The sequence below is a fragment of the Nocardioides montaniterrae genome (genome assembly GCF_054782655.1).
In genome coordinates this window covers 1-16,588 of sequence record NZ_BAAGSB010000010.1, presented here as the reverse complement: position 1 = coordinate 16,588, position 16,588 = coordinate 1, and the positions used below count along the sequence as shown (strand labels likewise).

14 protein-coding genes are annotated in these 16,588 nt (G+C 71.0%); 2 read left to right on the top strand and 12 right to left on the bottom strand.

The genetic code is table 11. The features are described 5' to 3' along the window. Positions 1-15: 15 nt before the first annotated feature. From ACYVJ3_RS13455 to ACYVJ3_RS13400, 12 genes are all read right to left on the bottom strand, one after another. Positions 16-1,008 carry a glycosyltransferase gene (locus ACYVJ3_RS13455; protein ID WP_460853638.1) on the bottom strand — a complete coding sequence of 331 codons (993 nt, stop codon included), beginning with the start codon at positions 1,006-1,008 and terminating at the stop codon, positions 16-18. Positions 1,009-1,096: 88 nt separating this feature from the next. Further along, a complete protein-coding gene (locus tag ACYVJ3_RS13450; RefSeq protein WP_460853536.1) occupies positions 1,097-1,777 on the bottom strand; it encodes a sugar transferase in 681 nt (226 codons plus the stop codon). Positions 1,778-1,863: 86 nt separating this feature from the next. Beyond that, entirely contained in the window at positions 1,864-2,157 is a 294-nt protein-coding gene (locus ACYVJ3_RS13445) for a hypothetical protein (protein WP_460853534.1), read from the bottom strand. A gap of 134 nt (positions 2,158-2,291) precedes the next feature. Next, on the bottom strand, positions 2,292-4,868 hold the full coding sequence (locus ACYVJ3_RS13440) for a CHAT domain-containing protein (RefSeq protein WP_460853533.1): 2,577 nt from the start codon (positions 4,866-4,868) through the stop codon (positions 2,292-2,294). 7 nt (positions 4,869-4,875) lie between these two features. Then, positions 4,876-5,466: an anti-sigma factor gene (locus tag ACYVJ3_RS13435; RefSeq protein ID WP_460853532.1), complete on the bottom strand. Its 591-nt coding sequence runs from the start codon at positions 5,464-5,466 to the stop codon at positions 4,876-4,878. Next, on the bottom strand, positions 5,463-6,092 hold the full coding sequence (locus tag ACYVJ3_RS13430) for an RNA polymerase sigma factor (RefSeq protein ID WP_460853530.1): 630 nt from the start codon (positions 6,090-6,092) through the stop codon (positions 5,463-5,465). Before ACYVJ3_RS13430 ends, ACYVJ3_RS13435 begins: the two co-directional genes overlap by 4 nt. Positions 6,093-6,344: 252 nt before the next feature. Beyond that, a complete protein-coding gene (locus tag ACYVJ3_RS13425) occupies positions 6,345-7,610 on the bottom strand; it encodes a tyrosine-protein kinase domain-containing protein (protein ID WP_460853529.1) in 1,266 nt (421 codons plus the stop codon). 1 nt (position 7,611) lies between these two features. Next, positions 7,612-8,493, bottom strand: a complete 882-nt coding sequence (locus ACYVJ3_RS13420; protein WP_460853528.1) for a hypothetical protein — start codon at positions 8,491-8,493, stop codon at positions 7,612-7,614. Between the two features lie 83 nt (positions 8,494-8,576). Continuing rightward, positions 8,577-10,052 (bottom strand): GTPase, encoded by a 1,476-nt coding sequence (locus ACYVJ3_RS13415; protein WP_460853527.1) that lies wholly within the window; start codon positions 10,050-10,052, stop codon positions 8,577-8,579. Next, on the bottom strand, positions 10,049-11,671 hold the full coding sequence (locus tag ACYVJ3_RS13410; RefSeq protein ID WP_460853526.1) for a GTPase domain-containing protein: 1,623 nt from the start codon (positions 11,669-11,671) through the stop codon (positions 10,049-10,051). The genes ACYVJ3_RS13415 and ACYVJ3_RS13410 overlap by 4 nt, the downstream gene beginning before the upstream one ends. A 155-nt stretch (positions 11,672-11,826) precedes the next feature. Further along, on the bottom strand, positions 11,827-13,026 hold the full coding sequence (locus ACYVJ3_RS13405) for an acyl-CoA dehydrogenase family protein (RefSeq protein ID WP_460853525.1): 1,200 nt from the start codon (positions 13,024-13,026) through the stop codon (positions 11,827-11,829). Positions 13,027-13,081: 55 nt separating this feature from the next. Beyond that, complete coding sequence (locus tag ACYVJ3_RS13400; RefSeq protein ID WP_460853524.1) at positions 13,082-14,086, bottom strand: hypothetical protein; 1,005 nt, start codon at positions 14,084-14,086, stop codon at positions 13,082-13,084. A 58-nt stretch (positions 14,087-14,144) separates the two neighbouring features. On the opposite strand from ACYVJ3_RS13400, the gene ACYVJ3_RS13395 reads away from it, so the two are divergent. Together ACYVJ3_RS13395 and ACYVJ3_RS13390 are read left to right on the top strand one after the other, a co-directional pair. Then, on the top strand, positions 14,145-14,273 hold the full coding sequence (locus ACYVJ3_RS13395; RefSeq protein WP_460853523.1) for a hypothetical protein: 129 nt from the start codon (positions 14,145-14,147) through the stop codon (positions 14,271-14,273). Between the two features lie 306 nt (positions 14,274-14,579). Next, the gene (locus tag ACYVJ3_RS13390) at positions 14,580-16,367 is read left to right on the top strand and encodes an acetyl/propionyl/methylcrotonyl-CoA carboxylase subunit alpha (protein ID WP_460853522.1); all 1,788 of its coding nucleotides are present in this window, start codon (positions 14,580-14,582) and stop codon (positions 16,365-16,367) included. Positions 16,368-16,588: the final 221 nt, after the last annotated feature.

The window sequence follows — 16,588 nt, the reverse complement described above, 5'->3', positions numbered from 1 at the left end:
GCTGTCCAGTCCTGCTCACGATGTCATGAGCAGAGCATCATATGCGCTTCGGAGCCTGGTCCGCTGATCCGCCGACGAGTGGGCCGAGGCGAAGGCGAGCGAGGCGCCGTGGGCCGCCTGCCAGCGGTCGGGCAGGGCATGGCTCAGCACTGTCGTGGCGAGGTCGGTCGGTGCGACGCCGAGTCCGGGGACGCCCAGGCTGACCAACGATCCGATCGCCCTGGCCGCGATCGGCAGGCCGACCTCCGCCGCCTCCAGGACGCTGATCGGAGCCGCTTCCCACGCAGCCGTGTGGACGTACGTCGTCGCGTCGACCAGCCGGCGTACGACCTCGTCGCGCGGCAGCCAGCCGGTCACCTCGATCCCGGCCGCGGTCAGTGCGGCGACACCCTGCGGGTCCCCGCCACCGATCCAGGTCCAGGTGCCGCCCTGCGGCTCTCGCCGCCGGTACTCGCGGTGCACCTGGAGGAACCAGGCCCAGTCCTTCTGCGGGCCGATCCGGCCCACGGTGACGACCTTCTGCTCGGCCGACCGCACAGCCCGACGCGTCGGCGGCCGGAGCGCACGGTTCGGGACGTACGCGACGGCGCGGTACCCGTTGGCACGGGCCAGCTCGGCCTCGTGCGGCGAGCAGGCGACCAGCAGGTCCGTACGCCGGGCCAGCGCACGCTCCGCGGCCCGGATGCCAGCCCGGGCGCCGCGCCCGACATCGCGCCGCTCGAACCCGAAGCAGTGCGGGCTGTAGGCGACCTTGGTCGTGCCCGTGTCGATCGAACGGGCGAGCACCCCTGCGAAGGAGGAGTGCGCGTGCAGGACGTCGGGGCGCTGGTCGGCGACCAGCCGGCGCAGGCCACGACGGGCCAGACCCAGGCTCGGGACCAGCCGGTGGACCGAGGAGAAGTGGGCGACAAGGCTGTCCCCGTTGTCGTCGTGGTCGCGTCGCGGCCAGATCACGAGGTGGTGCTCGAGCTCGGGAGATGCATCTGCGAGGGCCATGACCGCGGTCATCACCCCAGCGCCGACGCTCTCGACGACGTGGAGGATGCTCGTGGGGCGGGCCGGGATGACGCCTCTCGCACTACCGTCGCCGAGGCGGTCAGTACGCACCGCGGGCCGCCAGGACTGCGATCGGGGTGCGAGCCAGGATGTAGAGATCGAGGATCGGCGACTGGTTCTGCGCGTAGTACACGTCGAGCTCGACCTGCTTGCTCCACTCGAGGTCGCTGCGACCGCTCACCTGCGCCAGACCGGTCATCCCCGGGCGCACTGCGTGGCGCCGGTGCTCGCTCGGAGCGAACCGGGCGACCTCCTGCGGGCTGGACGGGCGCGGCCCGATCAGCGACATGGTCCCGTTGAGCACGTTGAACAGCTGGGGGAGCTCGTCGAGCGACAGCCGACGCATCCAGCGGCCGACGCCCGTGATGCGCGGGTCGTGCCGGATCTTGTTCAAGGGGCCGCTGCCGGTGTTGAGCCGGGCGAACAGCTCGGCGGCACGCACCTCGGCATCACGGTGCATCGTGCGGAACTTGATGACTTGGAAGGCGCGGCCGCCGTACCCGATCCGGGTGTGCTTGAAGAAGACCGGGCCGTCCGAGGTGAAGTAGACCATCGCGGCGAGTGCGATCATGATCGGCGAGACCGCGATGAGGAGCAGCGCGGCGACGGCGACCTCAGCGGTACGGCGCAGCATCGGCTCCCGGCGTACGTGCACCGCGGGCAGCCCGTGCAGGTGCCGCGGAGCCGCCTCGTGGACGGGTGCCAGCGTATGCGTGAGCAAGTCCGCCCGATCGAGCGCAACAGTCATGGTCGGAATCCCCCAATTCCTTGATGTGTCCCCGTCGGCAGGTCAGCTGCCGGGGCGTCCTACTCGGCGTTCGCAGAGGCGCGTACGCCACTTGCGGTCAGCTCGGCCTCGGCCACGATCCGCGCCGCCTGCTCCTGAGCCCGGAGCAGGCGTTCGGCAACCAGTCGATGAGTCGTCGACCGGAGGTTGTCGATCTCGCGGGTCACGAGTCGCACCAACCGCAGCACATCGGCCGGATCGACGGCCGCGCAGCTGTTGAGGCGATCGATCAGCGAGTCGATCTCGTGGTGGGGCAGGCGCGGGAACCACGTCGGGGACGGCACAACCGGCGCGGCCGCGTCGTACGACGTCATTCCTGCTCCTGCATCCTGTGAGGTGAGCTTCTCGAACACGGATGAGGAACGGATGATGGCCCCCCAGCCATCTCTCTAGTGCGTCGCGCGGGGCACCGTGATCCATGCCGGGCGAAGAATCTTCAAAAAATCTTTCAGAGGGCCGGGACGAAGTACTGGAAGGCCGCCCAGAAGTAGGGGTGAGGATGCGTCCGGGCCACGGCGCGCTGAGCGCGCGCGAGTGCGTCGCGCGGATGCATCCCGCCGGCGAGGCCGTCGTAGAAGCGGCCCATCAGGTCGAAGGTGGCCTCGTCGTCCACCGGCCACAGCGACGACAGGACGCCGGCTGCCCCGGCTGAGATGCACGCCCAGGTCAGACCCGCCGGCGTGAGCGTCCGCTCGGAGCTGCGCCCGGAGACGCAGCCGCTCAGCACGACGATCCGGCCGCTCAGGTCGAGCGTGCCGTCGACGATGTCGGCCGTCCGGAGCCAGCCGTCCCCCAGCTTGATCGCGGAGGCCATCGGATTGCCCTCACGCACGCGACCGTGCGCGGCCAGGTGCACCACGTCGGCTGAACCCACCCGCTCGGCGAGCACCTTGGACGTCGCCTCGGCGCCGACGTACACCTCTGCACCGGGGAGGTGCTCGGCGATGACCCGGGCCTCGGCCTCGATGGCGGGCGCCCGCTCGTCCGGCACCGCGAGCACCAGCGCCCGCGCGGGCCGGGTGCCCACAGGCGGCGGGTAACCGAAGTGCGGCCTCGGATCGCCGGTCAGACGCACGCGCCAGGGCGCCCCGACCTCGAGCATCGCCTCGAACGGGACCGCGAGCAGGTGACGATGGCCGACGACCGTGATCGTCGTGTCCTCGAGATCCTCCAGCCACTCCGCGACCGGCATCAGCAGAAGGTCGAAGAGGGCGTCCAGCGCGCCGGACGACGTGGCGCCGCCGTCACCGGCGGCGGCGATCAACAGGCATTCGCGACGCCATGCCGCCGCCAGCCGGCCGGCGGACTCCGAGGCGTCCTTGAGGATGCGCGCGTGCACCAGCCCCTCACGTACGACGAAGCAGGCGATGTCCTCACCCAGGACGTAGAACTCGACCGTGGGCAGGAAGGACAGCGGGGTCTGCTCGGCCGCGCCGGAGGCAGGGGCCGCCGGATGGTGCGAGCGCGCCCTGGCGACGAGCGTTTCGATCGAGTCGAGCCGCGGGTCGACGTGCCACTCCTCGGACTGTCGCAGCCAGCCGTCGATGGCATGGCGGTTCGCCGAGCGAAGACGCTGCCAGGCCTCGGTCACGGCGCCATGGCTGCCGTCCTCGAGCAGCAGCGTGATGAGCTCATCGGTCGCGCGCGCCACCGTCGCCTCGGCATCGATCCAGCCGACCGACCGGTTGAGTCGCTGGGGTGCGAACTCGGCTGCGGCCCGCAGCTCGTCCAGCGCGCCGCCGAGCTCGCCGACGTTCTGCAGGTGGCGAGCACGGGCCACGCGGAGCGCCAGCCTCAGGTCGGGCTGGCCCAATCGGTCCACCGTCGCCGAGACCTTCGCGAGGAGCTCGTGGGACTCGGCGGTGTCCGACGTGGTTCGCGCGATCAGCAGCCGGGCGTGCACGGCGGCCTGCGCCGACGGCTTGCCAGCCAAGATCGCCCGCCCGAGCACCTCCGCCCGGTCGGTGTCGTCACGGGCGAGGGCCACACCCGCGGCGAGCAGCCGGGCGCGCTCGTGGAGGCGCGGCATGTCGGCGTCGTCCGCGATCGTGTCGGCCGCGGACACCGCCGCCTCGGCAAGGTCCAGCCGCCGCAGCTGCAGCGCCGCGCGCGCGACCGCGAGCTCGGCGTACGAGTAGGACAGCCTGGCTCCCTTGTCGCGGAGCAGGTCGCGGGCCCTGGTCGCGCTGGCCAGCGACTCACGAGCCAGACCGGTACCGAGCAGCGCGCCCGCCATCGCGAGGTCGAGCTCGGCGAGCATCCGCTCCTGGCCCTTCAATGCAGGTCGGACCTGCTCGAGTATCTCGGTCGCGACGATGCCGTGGCCGGCCGACGTCAGCGCTTCGGAGATCGGCACCACGGCACGGTCGGCCCAGACCGTCGCGCCGCCCTCGATGAAGGCCGCTCGGGCCCCGCACAGCAGGTCGAGCCCTCGATGCGCCATGCCGGCCGCCAGGAGGCCTCGGCCACGGCAGACGGCGATGCGAGCCGCCTCGAGGCGGTCGCCGACCGCCAGCGCCAGCTCCTGCGCCTGGTCGAAGTGGTGCATCGCCGTGGCGTGGTCGCCGCGCGCTGACGCGATGACCCCGAGCTGTCGGTTGGCGATGAGGTGCAAGCGGGTGGCCAGCTGCTCGTGACCAGATTCGCGCTCCAGACGGTGCTGGACCGCCATCACCAGCATCCCCGCCTCATCGAGCAGACCGGCCAGGAGCATCATCTCGCCCAGGGCGAGCTTGGCGCGTCGCGCCTCGAGCTGGTTGCCGGCCGCGAGCCAGGCGATGCGAGCCGCCTGGCTCGCGAGCGCCCCCTCCCCTGCGTCGCCGCAGAGGTGGGCGAGGTCGGCACGGACGGTCTGGTAGCGGGCGTATCCGGTGTCGTCGGCTCGAAGATCGGGATGGAGGTCCAGTGCCTCCAGCACCTCGCGACAACCCGCCAGATCGGTCAGGAGCAGCTGCTCCGCGGTCGCCAACGCCTCCTCGACGGTGTCGAATGATCGGGCGCCCCCCACCCCGCCCACGCCGCTCACGACCTCGTCACGGGAGCTGCAGGTCCAGCCGTAGGCGTACGTGGTCCTCGCCGGCGACGATCCGGAGCTCGTCCACCGAGGTCGGCACGTCGTGGATCGCGAACGCGCCGTGGTTGTCGGTGTGGACCAGCTTGCGGGCCACGCCGTCCTCGAGCAAGGAGATCTCGGCGCCACCGCCGCCGCCGAGAAGCAACAGGCCCGCCACGTCGACGTACTGCTCGCGAGCGGTGGTGATGACTTCGACGACGAAGCGACCGATCTTGCTCTCGAACGCGAGGTGGCGCTCGCCGGGTCCGAGGTCGAAGCGCACACCGGACACCCCGAAGACCGCCGTGTCATAGAGGAGGTGGGCCTCGGTCCACGGGCCGCCGAGTCGCTGGGGCGCGTCGAAGAGCGCCTTCAGGCGATCGACCAGTCCGGGCTCGGGCGTCACGAGCGGAAGCAGCCGCGCCGCCTCGATGAAGCCACCGATCCACTCGACCGAACGACGAGCCTCAGGGTCCTGGCGCAGACGCTCGTGCACAGCGACCTGGCGGTCCGGCGCCAGGCGTCCCTCGGCCCAGTCGGCGAGCTCAGCGAAGGTGGGAGGTCGGTTCACCAGGGACCATCCGCGGTCAGGATCGAACGCATCTTGTCCAGGCACCGCCCGCGCAGCGGGCCGATGCCGCCGATCGACCGGCCGAGGCGCTCGGCGATCTCGGCGTAGCTGGGCTGCTCGGCGTCGATGTAGAGCGCCTCGAGCAATGTCTTGCAGGTTCCCCCCAGCTCGGCGAGCGCGGCGTGCAGCGCCACCACGGTGTCCCACTCAGCCAGGGGCTGCTCCGCGACATCGGGAACCTGATCGAGGAGGGTGACGCTCCGGGACCGGTTGCGGATCTTCCAGGACTGTCGACGAGCAACCGTCATCAGCCAGGACGAGAGCCGTTCCTCCGCGCGGATCCGGTCGAGCGAGTCGATGAGGGCGACGAAGGTCGACTGCGTCGCGTCCGAGGCGTCCTCGGCAGAGAGGCCGTTACGAAGGGCGACCGAGTAGACGAGCCGGTGGTAGCGGTTGACGAGCAGGTCCCAGGCCTCGGGCTCACGGCGCCGACACCGCTCGATCAGCTCTTGGTCGGTGGCGTGCTCGGGGTTCGTCTGCGGACGGGCGAGCACGCGGAAGGGAACGACGTTGCTCGTCGAACCGTCCAGCGCGGGCACGGCGAGTGCGCCCCTGTCCTTCGCCATTCCTGATTCCCCAGTTCAGTCGGCTCATCGGCACACCACCCCCAGATACAAGTCGCGCTCTCGCCCGACAGACCTGCTGGTGACCGAAGCCTTGATCATCCATGGATCGCACCGCGTTCATGCGATCTGATAAAGAAGTTAACTTAATGCTGCACCGAGTACCAGAGAATGATCGATGCTTTTCACAAGCACTCCTGATTCCCCAGCAAACACCAGCAGATCCGAACACCAGCGGGGCTAGACCACCGGCCGTCAGCGATGCCCGCGCACGCCGACCAGGACGCTGCCCAGGACCCGAAGCCGGATCATCCGCAGGTGCTCGATCGATCGCTGCAGCTGGCGCGGGTGCACACGGCCTGACGGTACGGCGAGCAGCACCGCGCCATGCATCGCCATGATCCGCGCGTCCTCGGACGTCGAGATCGCGGGCGCGTGCACCAGCACGATGTCGTAGTCCTCCTCGGCCTCGTCGAGGAAGCCACGGAAACGCATCTCCAGCAGGCTCGGCGCGGCCAGGTGGGCGCGCCCCTGCGGGAGCACGTCGACGCCCTCCCGCGGGCCGGCGGCGATGGCCTCGTCCAGGTCGACGGCGCCGGCCAGGACGTCGTACAGACCGCTCGCGTCAGCGCTGCCCAGCGCGGGGTGCAGGCGCTTGGCGGGGTCGGCGTTCACGAGGAGGACACGGTGGCCGACCTCGGCGAGCGCGGCCGCGACGTTGACCTCGAGCCAGCCGCCCCACGGGTCGGTGGTGGCGCCGGTGACGACGAGGAGTCGGGTGGGGTTCTCGGCGCTGACGAACTCCAACGCGATCCGCAGTGCGCGCAGCGCCTCGAACTCGCCCGCGTCGTGGTCGGTGGCACCGACGCCGTCACGGTCGGTCGGGACCGGCACGATGCCGAGGGTCGGTACGCCGGCGCGGGACGCGATCTCGTCGGCGTCGGTGACCGAGCGGAACAGGCGGTCGGCGACCAGGGCGGCCGCGACAGCGGCGAGAACGGCGACCAGCAGGCCGAGGAGGCCCCAACGGACGAGGTCCGGGCTGCTCGGGCTGCGCGGCGGCAGCGCCGTGTCGACGGACTTGAACGTCATGTGTGCCTCGGTGGGCACGAACGACGGGATCGCCGCGACGACCGCGTTCGCCAGGGCAGCCGCGCGCGCAGGCTCGCGGTCGACGACCTGCACGTTGACGATCCAGGTGTTGCTGGTGATCTGGGCCGTGAGGTGACCGCGCAGCTCGTCCTCGGTGACACCGGGGAAGTCGCCGACGACGGACTCGATCAGCGGGCGGGACCCGACGATGTCGGCGACCGTGCCGAGCAGACGGCCGTTGTCGACACGGGCGGAGTAGTCGGCGGTGTTCGGGGTGACCGCGACCCGCGCGGTGGCGCGGTAGTCACGCGGCAGCAGCGCGAGGACGACGGCGGTCGCACCGATGACGAGGACGAAGGCCAGCAGGACGACCCAGCGGCGCCGGCCGAGCAACGAGCCGAAGGCGCGCGTGGAGCTCTTGATCTGCATCTCAGGCCCCCAGCTTGGAGCCGAGGCCCCGCTTGCGCTCGGGCGCCGGCGTCTCCTCGACGGCGTCGTCGAGGACGATCGCGTCGGGCTGGGACGGCTGTACGACGTCCTCGGGCATCGGGGTGATCTTGCGCTCCAGGCCGTGACCGGCCATCAGCTCCTCGATCTCGGCGAGCTTGGCACGCATGGTGGCGGCACCCTGCTCGATCGCGCTCCACACGCCCTGTGCCGCCTCGTCGACCTCGGCGGCCAGCTCGGCGGCGCGGCTCAGCACGCCCGCGGCACGGTCGCGGATCTCGGCGGCCTGGGACTCGCCACGCTCGACCGCCTCTCCGACGTACTGCCGCGCAGCCGTCTTGGCCTGCTCCATCGCGTCAGCATGGACACGCGCCGCCAGCTCGGCGCGGAGCGTCTCGGCGCCCTGCTCGGCCTCCGCTCGGACGGCGGCCGCGGCCTGCTCGGCCTCTGCCCGCAGCGCCGCAGCGGCCTGCTCGGCCTCGACCAGGATCTGCTCGGCCTGGACGCTGGCCTCCTGCGAGGTGCGGATCGCGTGCGCCAGGAGCTCCTGGGCGCGGGTCTCGGCGTCGCGGGTCGCGCGCAGCGAGGCGGCATGGGACGAGGCGTCGACCGGCTTGGCGGCCGGCGTCTCGGCACGCTCGACGACCGTGGCAGGCTCGTCGACCGTGGCAGGCTCGGCGACCGCAGCAGGCTCGGCGACCGCAGCAGGCTCGGCGGTGTCGGCCGTGGGCAGGCCGGCGGCACGGGCTGCGGCGGCCCGGCGCCGCTCGGAGGCGGCGCCCCGCGTCGTCTTCTTCTCCTCGGCCGGCGTACCGGTCTCGAGCTCGCCCATCAGGCGGTCGAAGGACGTGTTCTCGTTCTTCATGATCTCCCCCAAGATCCGGTGTTGCCCGTCGCGCAGGAGCGCAACCGCGGAAATGTAGCGTGGATGGTTGCGGGAGCGCACCTTCACAGGCGCGCGGCCCGTTCCAGCGTGCGCCGGAGGCGGGCATGCTCGGCGAGTTCGGGACGCAGCGGATCGACGACGTACTGGTCGATGACCCGCCGGACCGTGCGCCGCGCGAGCTCCTCGACCCGGGCCGCACGACGTCGCGCCTCCTGGTCGACGATGCGCCGGCCGAGGACCGCGGTCGTGGCTGCGACGACGAGACCGGCGCCGATCAGCCCGAGCGCCCAGACGGGCGCTCCCAGCGCGACCGTCCCGGCGACCCCGGCGACCAGCAGCAGCAGCGCGAGCACCTGCCCCACCCGGAATCCGCCCAGACCGGCCTGTCCGTCGTCGCGCAGGTCGAGCGCGGCGAGATCGGCGTCGAGCCGGTCGTTCATCGCGTCGAGCCGCGCCGAGGCACGTTCGCGGATCGGCTCGGACCAACCCGGCGCGACGTCGCGGCAGACGTTGTCGACCAGCGCCCGCACGGCCATGTCGACCGCAGGACGGTCGATCGCGCCCATGCGCAGCCGGGTGTCCGGCGTACGGGACCAGGGTCGCCACAGCAGCGGCGTACGTCGTTCTCGTGCCAGGCGCTCCGCACGGGAGACGACGGTCGGCACGCCGGCGGCGTCCGCCGTACGCCGCTCCAGGTCGGCCACCCACGGCTCCGGGACGTCCGAGGGAGCCTCGCCCGCGGCCTCCAGGAGGCGGGCCGTGATGGTGCGTACGTCGGCGGCCAGCCGCATCGCGCCGCTGCGGCGGTCCTCGACGCGGCGCTTGAGCATCCGGCGGAGCTCGTCGATGCCGATCCCGTGGCGCGCGCTGACGCCCATCACCCGGACCTCGCGCAGACCGTCGGCGGAGATCACGTTGGTGACGTCGCGCAGCAGCGTCTGGCGGTCGGCCTCCGGAACGGTGTCGATGTGGTTGAGCAGGATGATCGTGACGTCGCGGTGGCCAGCGAGCGGCTGGAGGAACTCGCGGTGGATCGCGGCGTCGGCGTACTTGAGCGGGTCGACGACCCAGATCAGCACGTCGGCCAGGCCGACCACGCGCCGCGCCTCCGCGTGGTGCTGGACCTTGATCGAGTCGTGGTCGGGCAGGTCGAGCAGGACCAGTCCGTCGGGCAGGCGGTGGGGCGAGACGTCCTCGGGCAGCACCTCGGCCCGGCGGCTGCGCTGGGCCGGCGGGATCTCGAGCCAGTCCAGCAGCGCGCCGGCGTCCGCGTCGCTCCAGACGAGTGCCTTCGCGACGGCCGTGGTCGGCCGCTGGGCACTCGCCGTCGACAGCTCCAGGCCCGCCAGGGCGTTGAACAGCGTGGACTTGCCGGAGCCGGTGGCGCCGGCGATCGCGACCGTGGTGTGCAGCGCGCCGAGCTCGAGCCGGCCGCCGGCCTGCTCGAGCACCGCGGCGGCATCGTCGAGGACGGCGTCGTCCAGGCGCCCGCGAGCAAGCTCGACCGCCTCGCGGAGAGCGTCCAGCTCGGCCTTCACCGCAGGCTCCCGTCCGTCGCGAGCCGGGCGACGTTGGCGGCAGCACGGCGCAGGCGGGCGGGCGCGTCGGGCTCGAGGCCCCAGCCGAGGACCGGCTGGAAGTAGCGGGCCCGCTCCTGGTCCAGAAGACGGACCAACAGGGCGTCGACAGCCTCCGCCACGGAGGCGATGAGTCCGGTGGCGCTCGTTCGGTCCGTCGTCACGGCGCGTACGACGCACGCCACGGCCAGCGCCCGCACACGAGCAGCGTCCTCGGGCCGACCGGTGGTCTCCCCCGTGGCCTCCGCGACCTGCACGTCGAGCCCCTCGCGCCAGGCACGCGTCTCGCGGCGGATACGCCTCGGCAGCTCCCTGCTGGGCCGCGCCAGGTCCTCGTCGGTCCAGGACAGCAGGGCGTCGCCGTACGTCGTGGCCTTGAGGGTGCGCGTCGATGCCTCGGCGGCGCGCTCGGCGTGGTCGACGACCAGCGTCTCGATCGCGACGTCGAGGGCGAGACCCAGACGGTCGATCTCGGCGCGCTGCTCGTCGGAGGTGCGGCGGAGCCGCTCGCGCAGGAGCCCCATCATCGAGCCGACCTCGACGTCGAGGTCGTCGGTGCCGATCAGCTCCTGCCAGCGCGCGAGCAGGTCGCCGCGCAACAGCGAGCCGTCGCAGGCGGCGGCCAGCAACGCCTGCTTGGCGGTGTCGAACGCCGCGTCGACGGTGGACAGCATCTCGCCGACCGCGTCGACCTGCGCGACGAGCTCTCCGGCCGCCGAGGTGGCGACCTCGGCCCCCGAGCGGAGAGCCCCCGTGACGGCCTGCGTGGCGAGATCGTGCCGCCGCTCGGGCGAGCGGGCCAGGTCGTCGAGGAAGCCACGCAGCTCGCGGACGTGCTCGGCCGGCAGCATGCCGCCCTCGCCGATCGGACCGACGGCGACGAAGTAGACGTTCTCGGTCGGTACGTCGCGCTCGCGCAGGAGCTTCATCAGGTCCGTGGTGACCGTGACGTGGTCCTCGTCGGGGATCCGGTTCATCGCGATCACGACCGGGGTGTTGCGCTCGATCGCGAGGTCGAGCTGCTCCCAGGGAAGGAGGTCGGAGTAGCGCGAGGCCGAGGTGACGAACAGCCAGACGTCGGCAGCGTCGAGCAGGCGCAGCGCGAGCGCGCGATTGCCCTCCTCGATCGAGTCGAAGTCCGGGGCATCGATCAGCGCCAGGCCGCGGGGCGCCTTGTCCGTGGGGACGAGGTGCAGCGCGTCGGCCCGATCGGTCGAGGTCCGGGTCCGGGGAAGACCACCCAGCACGCGGTCGCCCGCGAACCAGTGCTCGTCCTCCGGGTGCAGCACCAGGACGGGCGAGCGCGTCGTCGGCCGGAGCATGCCCGGACGCGCGACCGCCTCACCGATCATCGAGTTGACCAGCGTGGACTTGCCGACGCCGGTCGGCCCACCGACCACCACCACCGGCGGTGCCTCGATCCGGTCCAGGCGCGGGAAGACGTAGTCGTCGAACTGCCGCAGCACCCTCTCCCGCGCGTCGCTCAGCTCCTCGGAGCCGGGGATCCGCAGCGGCAGCGGAGCCGCCGTGAAGGCGGCGTACATCTCGTCGACGGCGGCGACGACAGCGTCGTTGTGCACGGGCAGTTCCTCCGGCGACGGTCCCCACTCCCCCAGCAGGCGAACACCCGTCGCTGCGGGCGGAGACTACTCCCACCGGTCGTGTAACTACGTGTTCGGACCACTACCCGGGTGACAGACCACCCGGGTAGTGGTCGGAACACGTAGTTACATCGCTACTCGACAGGCAGACCGAGCCCGCGCGCAATCAGCATCCGCTGGACCTCCGAGGTGCCCTCACCGATCTCCAGGATCTTGGCGTCGCGGTAGAACCGGGCGACGGGATACTCCTCCATGAAGCCGTAGCCACCGAAGACCTGGGTGGCGATCCGGGTCGCGTCCATCGCGGCCTCGGAGGTGTAGAGCTTCGCGACGGACGCCGCCTGCTTGAAGTCCTTCGTTGAGGGGCCGCTGCCGCCGAGCATCGCGTCCTTCATCGCGGCCGCGCGGTAGGTCAGCAGCCGCGAGGCGTGCAGCTTGACCTCGAGGTCGGCGATCTGGAAGGCCACGCCCTGCTTGCGGCCGATCGGTCCGCCCATGGTCTGCCGCTCGAGCGAGTACGCCACGCACATCTCCAGGCAGGCCTGGATCAGGCCGACGGCCAGCGCGGCGATCGCGACGCGACCGTCGTCGAGCGTGGCCAGGAACTGCGCGTAGCCGCGCCCGCGCTCGCCCAGCAGGTTGCCGGCCGGGACGTGGCAGTCCTCGAAGGACAGCGGATGGGTGTCGGAGATGTGCCAGCCGAGCTTGTCGTACGCCGGCTCCGCGGTGAACCCGGGCGTTCCCGTCGGGATCACGATCGTCGAGATCTCGGGGGTGCCGTCCCCGCGCACGCCGGTGCGGGCAGTCACGGTGACCAGCTTGGTGATCGAGGAGCCGGAGTTGGTGATGAACTGCTTGGAGCCGTTGACGACCCAGTCGCCGCTGGCGTCCTGCTCCGCCTTGGTCTTGGTGGCGCCCGCGTCGGAGCCTGCGCCCGGCTCGGTCAGGCCGAAGCCCGCGAGCATCTGGCCGCTGACCAGGTCGGGCAGCCACTCGGCCTTCTGCTCGTCGGTGCCGTAGGTCAGGATCGGGTTGATGCCGAGGCCGACCCCGGCCTCGAGGGTGATGCCCATCGACTGGTCGACCCGGCCGAGCTCCTCGATCGCGATGCACAGGCTGGTGAACGGACCGTCCGCGGCCTCGAGCCCGGCGCCGCCGTACTCCTCCGGAGCGGTCAGCCCGAACAGCCCCAGGTCGCCCATCTTCTGCACGACGTCGGTCGGGAAGTGGTGCGCCTTGTCCCACTCGGCGACGTGCGGCGCGATCTCCGCCTCGGCGAAGCTGCGGACGGTGTGGCGGAACTCCTCGTGCTCACGCGACAGCTCAAAGCTCATGGGCCGCAGACTAGCGCCCGAGGTTAACGGTTGTTAACCCCCGAAGGGGTGGTCGTCACGACGTGTACGGCACCCGCGTCCACGTCAGCAGCGGGGCCGAGGGATCGTTGCCGACGGTGACCCGCAGGTAGTCGTCGGCGTTGCTGGAGCCGTCGACCGTGATCCGCGTCAGGTTGTCGGCCGCGCCGGTGACGCCGTACGCCGCATAGGTGGTCCGCCACGACGAGCCCGCCGCCAGCGGCTGGTCGGTGTTGTAGAGGTGGCTGTCGCCGTTGAGCAGGTACACCTGGCCGCCGAAGGCGTTCGACTCGTCGATCAGCGCTTGGATCCAGCTCGCGAAGTGCGCGATGTCGTTGGCAGTGGGGGTGTACGTCGGGTCGAACATGTCGGCCTGCTGCATGACGACGACCCCATGGTCGCCCTGCGCCTTCGCCTCGGCGAAGGCCTGGTGCAGCTCGGCGATGTTCAGGCTGTTGCGCGTGTTGTACGCGTCGGTCTGCTCCGGCGTCGGCGCCGTCTGGCCGAGGCCGGCCCACGGCTGCATCGCGTTGTCGCTGCCGGGCACGTTCGCGGTCACGAAAGTGACGTCGGCGCGGTGGTAGATGACGTTCTCGGCGATGCCCGGCTCGGCCTCCACCGTCATCGCGTGCTTCCCCAGCGTCGTGCCCGGGTGGTCGAAGAAGGTGCGGCGTACGGCGTCGAGGCGCTCGAGCGGGTTGTAGGCGCCGTTGTTGGCGCGGTGGCAGTCCGTCCACTCGTTGTCGCCTGGGGTGTAGACGAACGGGTCCACGAAGCCGTCCACGTCGGAGCGGATCAGCGAGAAGTAGCTGTCGGAGCAGACGCTCGAGCCGTTCTTGATGTCACCCAGGTGCACCACCGACCGCACCGCCGGGTCGGCGTTGATCTGCTCGATCCAGTGCGGGAACGCCGCGATCTCGGTCGCGCCGTACGGCACGTCCCCGATCAGCGCGAATGTGTAGTCCGAGCCGTTCGCCTGGGCAGTGCCGGCGGACGGGACGATGACCGTGACCGCGAGGGCGAGCGCAGCGAGGACACGCATGGGGACTCCTGAGAAGGTCGGCGGTCCACCCACCCTCGCCGCCCGTCGTGAACGGTGCGTGACCTCTCAGCGAACTCGTTGCGGCCTCCTCGAAGAGGTTCCGGCCACCTCGCAGAAGCTCGCCTGCTCGGGTGACCTGAAGCTCCCGAAGCACCACGAGAAGCTGACCGTCCAGAACCCCAGCTGATCTCCACCCGCAGGGGTCGGTCGCTCACGGCGGCCGGCCTCTTCGGCGTACTGGCACCACTTCCGTCGGGGCCGGGCGGGCGAACCTCACCAGTCCCATCCGTCACCAGCTCTCACCACTTCCTGCACTTAGACACCGTTGCAATGGGGTGGAAGTGCAGGAATCACCGGTGAACCGGTGATTCCTGCACCCCGCCGCCCACGCGCCCGGCTGCCCACGAATCGGGTCCGGCTCAGCCGTTCGAGGCGCGGCGCCCTAGACTGCCCAGCGGCTCGAAACCGCCCCGAACCATCCAAGGAGAGTCGCGTGCCCGAGATCAAGCCCCTGCAGAAGGTGCTCATCGCCAACCGTGGTGAGATCGCCGTCCGAGTGATCCGGGCGGCCAAGGATGCCGGCATCCAGTCGGTGGCGGTGTACGCCGAGCCCGACCGTGACGCCCTCTTCGTCCGGATGGCCGACGAGGCCTACAGCCTCAACGGCTCGACCCCGGCCGACTCCTACCTCGTGATCGAGAAGATCATCGACGTCGCGAAGCAGTCGGGCGCCGACAGCGTGCACCCCGGCTACGGCTTCCTCGCCGAGAACGCGAACTTCGCCCAGGCCGTCCTCGACGCCGGGCTGATCTGGATCGGCCCCTCCCCGGCCGCGATCGAGGGCCTCGGCGACAAGGCCAAGGCCAAGCAGATCGCGCTGGCCGCGGGCGCCCCGCTCGCACCGGGTCTCAAGGACGCGGTCAAGGACGCCGACGAGATCGTCGCGTTCGCCAAGGAGCACGGCCTGCCGGTCGCCATCAAGGCGGTCTTCGGCGGCGGCGGTCGCGGCCTCAAGGTCGCCCGCACCCTCGAGGAGATCCCCGAGCTCTACGAGTCCGCGACCCGCGAGGCCATCAGCGCCTTCGGCCGCGGCGAGTGCCTGGTCGAGAAGTTCCTCGACAAGCCGCGCCACGTCGAGACCCAGTGCCTCGCCGACCAGCACGGCAACGTCGTGGTCGTCTCGACCCGCGACTGCTCGCTGCAGCGCCGCCACCAGAAGCTCGTCGAGGAGGCGCCCGCGCCGTTCCTGACCGACGAGCAGAACCAGCGCCTCTACGAGTCGTCCAAGGCCATCCTCAAGGAGGCCAAGTACGTCGGCGCCGGCACCTGCGAGTTCCTCGTGGCCGCTGACGGCACGATCTCCTTCCTCGAGGTCAACACCCGCCTCCAGGTCGAGCACTGTGTCTCCGAGGAGGTCACCGGCATCGACCTCGTGCGCGAGATGTTCCGCATCGCCGCGGGCGAGGAGCTCGGCTACGACGACCCCGAGATCAAGGGTCACTCGATCGAGTTCCGCATCAACGCCGAGGACGGCGGCAACAACTTCATGCCGGCCCCCGGCACCCTGACCAAGTGGAACCCGCCGCAGGGCCCCGGTATCCGCGTCGACGGCGGCTACGAGAACGGCCAGACGATCCCGGGTGCGTTCGACTCCCTGATCGCCAAGCTGATCGTCACCGGCCGCGACCGCACGCAGGCCATCGAGCGCTCGCGTCGCGCGATCGCCGAGTTCGAGGTCGACGGCATGCCGACCGCCCTCACCTTCGACGAGGTCATCGTCAACGACCCGGCCTGGGTCGGCGCGTCCAACCCGACCGGCGAGGGCTCCTTCGACGTCTACACGACGTGGATCGAGACCGACTTCAACAACACCATCACCCCGTACGCCGGCACCGCCGGTGACGCCGAGGAGGCGGGCGAGCGCCAGAAGGTCGTCGTCGAGGTCGGTGGCAAGCGGGTCGAGGTCGTCCTGCCCGCCGGTGTCGGTGCGATCGGCGGCGGCGCGGCCGCCGGCGGCGCGAAGAAGCCCGCCCGCAAGGCCGGCAAGAAGGCCGGCGCAGCCGCCTCGGGCGACTCGGTCACCTCCCCGATGCAGGGCACCATCGTCAAGGTCGCCGTCGAGGAGGGCCAGGAGGTCGCCGAGGGCGACGTCGTGGTCGTCATGGAGGCGATGAAGATGGAGCAGCCGCTCAAGGCCCACAAGGCCGGCGTCGTCACCGGTCTCAAGGCCGAGGTCGGCGTCACGGTCACCAACGGTGAGGTCATCTGCGAGCTCAAGTGACCCGCTGAGAGACATCCCGAGGGCGCCTCCGTCGTACGACGTGGGCGCCCTCGATGCTTTTCTTGGCCGCCGCCTGTGCCGCAGGTTTCCCAAGGTATGCAGCCGAACCTGCACTCCCCAGGCGCGCGGAATCCATCGGTCTAAGCAACGCTGACCCGCAAGGAGCGTTGTGGTGCGTAGAGCGATCCCGTACGAGACACGTGAAGAGCTACTGGAGCTGG